Consider the following 2,485-nt stretch of genomic DNA (forward strand, 5'->3'; position numbering starts at 1 on the left):
TTTTATCAAGACGGTTGTCCGCGATGCAGCTATGTTACCACATATATGCTGAACAATGATATTGGTTTTAAGTTAATCGATACCACGAGCGATGAAAAAAGCCAAATTCTAATGTGGGATTTATTAAAATTGGAGAAACCTGAACTCAAGAATGTTACCATGCCCGTTGTTTTGGTCAACGGAAAAATATCGTACGATATTGAAAATCTTAAGCGATTTTCCCGTGATTTTTTAAAGCCATTTTCAGGTATTTGACCGCTTCATTTTTTTAAGGGAATGGATTTATGGTTACTTTTAACCTTGACGAATCAGAACCTTTTAAAAATGAAAAACCTCTACGCTTGGGCGAGCATCTTACTGCTGGCCTTTTTCCTTTTTCCTACATCAACCTCAGCCCAATCCCTCGACTCCGCTCGGGACGGGCGACGAAAAAAATCAAACGCTATTCCCCCCGAATATCCCGAGGAACTGTATTCCAGTTTGGAGTACCGCTTGATTGGACCATTTCGGGGAGGACGATCCGCAGCTGTAACCGGGGTTCCCGGGGAACCCAACCTTTTTTACTTTGGGGCCACCGGCGGCGGTGTATGGAAAACCACGGATGGTGGGCGTACCTGGGGTAATATCTCCGACGGCTATTTCGGGGGCAGTATCGGTGCCGTTGAAGTGGCCAAAAGCGATCCCAATGTCATCTATGTAGGCGGGGGCGAAAAAACCTTGAGGGGTAATGTTTCCTCGGGGTACGGCATTTGGAAAACCGAGGATGCCGGAAAGACATGGGCTTCGGCCGGACTGAAAAACAGTCGGCATGTGCCCAGGATCCGCATCCACCCCACAGATTATAACACCGTTTATGCGGCTGTTTTGGGCAATATCTATACACCCACCCAAGACCGTGGCATCTACAAAAGCACCGATGGAGGTACTACCTGGGAGAAAAAATTGTTTGTTAATGAACAGGCCGGTGCCGTGGATCTAACCTTGGATCGCAACAATCCGCGTATCCTGTATGCCTCTACCTGGCGAGCAAAAAGAACCCCTTATAGTTTAAGCAGTGGTGGTGAAGGGTCTGCCCTTTGGAAGAGTACCGATAGTGGGGAAACTTGGCAAGAAATCTCAAAAAATGAAGGGTTCCCAAAAGACACCTTGGGCATCATCGGGGTGACGGTCTCTCCCAAAAATTCAGATCGGGTCTGGGCCATTGTGGAACACAAGGAGAAAGGCGGACTTTACCGCTCCGATGATGGCGGGAAAAAATGGACACAGGTCAACAGTGAACGTAAATTGCGGCAAAGGGCTTGGTACTATACGCGGGTCTACGCCGATACCGAAGATGCCGATGTAGTGTATGTGCTAAACGTAAATTACCATAAATCAACCGACGGGGGCAAGACCTTTAAAACCTTTAACGCCCCGCACGGGGACCACCATGACCTTTGGATCGCCCCTGAAAATGGGCGACGTATGATCATTGGCGATGATGGGGGGGCTCAGATTTCCTATGATGGGGGTGAAACGTGGAGTACCTATTACAACCAGCCCACAGCCCAGTTTTATCGACTAACGACCGATAATGCTTTTCCCTATCGCATTTATGCGGCCCAACAGGATAATTCCACCCTTCGGATCAACCATCGTAGTGATGGGCGGAGCATCGATGATGGTGATTGGGAAGAAACCGCCGGTGGGGAATCGGCCCATATTGCGGTAGATCCCCTGAACAACGATATTGTGTACGGGGGGAGCTATGATGGGTTTTTGACCCGGGTGAATCACGACAAAAAAACGGTTCGTGGTGTCAATGTATGGCCAGACAACCCAATGGGACATGGTGCGGAAGGAATGAAATACCGTTTTCAATGGAATTTCCCGATTATGTTCAGCAAGCATGATCCAAAGAAATTATATGCATTTTCGAACCATGTACATGTGACAGAGAATGAAGGTCAAAGTTGGAAATTGTTAAGTGGCGACCTTACCCGAAATGATCCGACGAAATTGGTCTCCAGCGGGGGTCCGATCACGCAGGACAATACCAGTGTTGAATATTACTGTACCATTTTCGCGGCCAATGAAAGCCCTTTGAAAGAAGGTTTGCTATGGGTAGGAAGTGATGACGGATTGATCCATGTATCAAAGGACTCGGGCACTACTTGGGACAATGTGACTCCAAACAACATGCCTGAATGGAACATGATCAATAGTATTGAGCCCTCTGCCTTTGACGAAGGTACGTGCTATGTCGCTGCGACAAGATATAAGTTGGGCGATTTTCAACCCTATCTGTACAAGACCACGGATTATGGCAAAACATGGAAAAAAATAACGAACGGTATACAAGATGAACACTTTACCCGGGTGGTGCGTGAAGACCCAAAACAAAAGGGCTTATTATATGCAGGCACCGAAACGGGAATGTATATTTCCTTTGATGATGGCGCCCATTGGAGTCCGTTTCAGTTGAACCTTCCTATCGTTCCCATTA

At 47.4% G+C, this 2,485-nt stretch carries 2 protein-coding genes; both read left to right on the plus strand.

Translation table 11 applies throughout. From position 1 onward, the window contains the following. The coding region (locus tag WBM98_RS06530; protein WP_424365222.1) for a hypothetical protein at nucleotides 1-255 on the plus strand (255 nt) is incomplete at its 5' end. Nucleotides 256-324: 69 nt separating this feature from the next. After that, on the plus strand, nucleotides 325-2,485 hold a 2,161-nt coding region (locus WBM98_RS06535; protein WP_424365223.1), incomplete at its 3' end, for a WD40/YVTN/BNR-like repeat-containing protein.

Source organism: Maribacter sp. (genome assembly GCF_049667165.1).
Lineage (GTDB): Bacteria > Bacteroidota > Bacteroidia > Flavobacteriales > Flavobacteriaceae > Maribacter_A.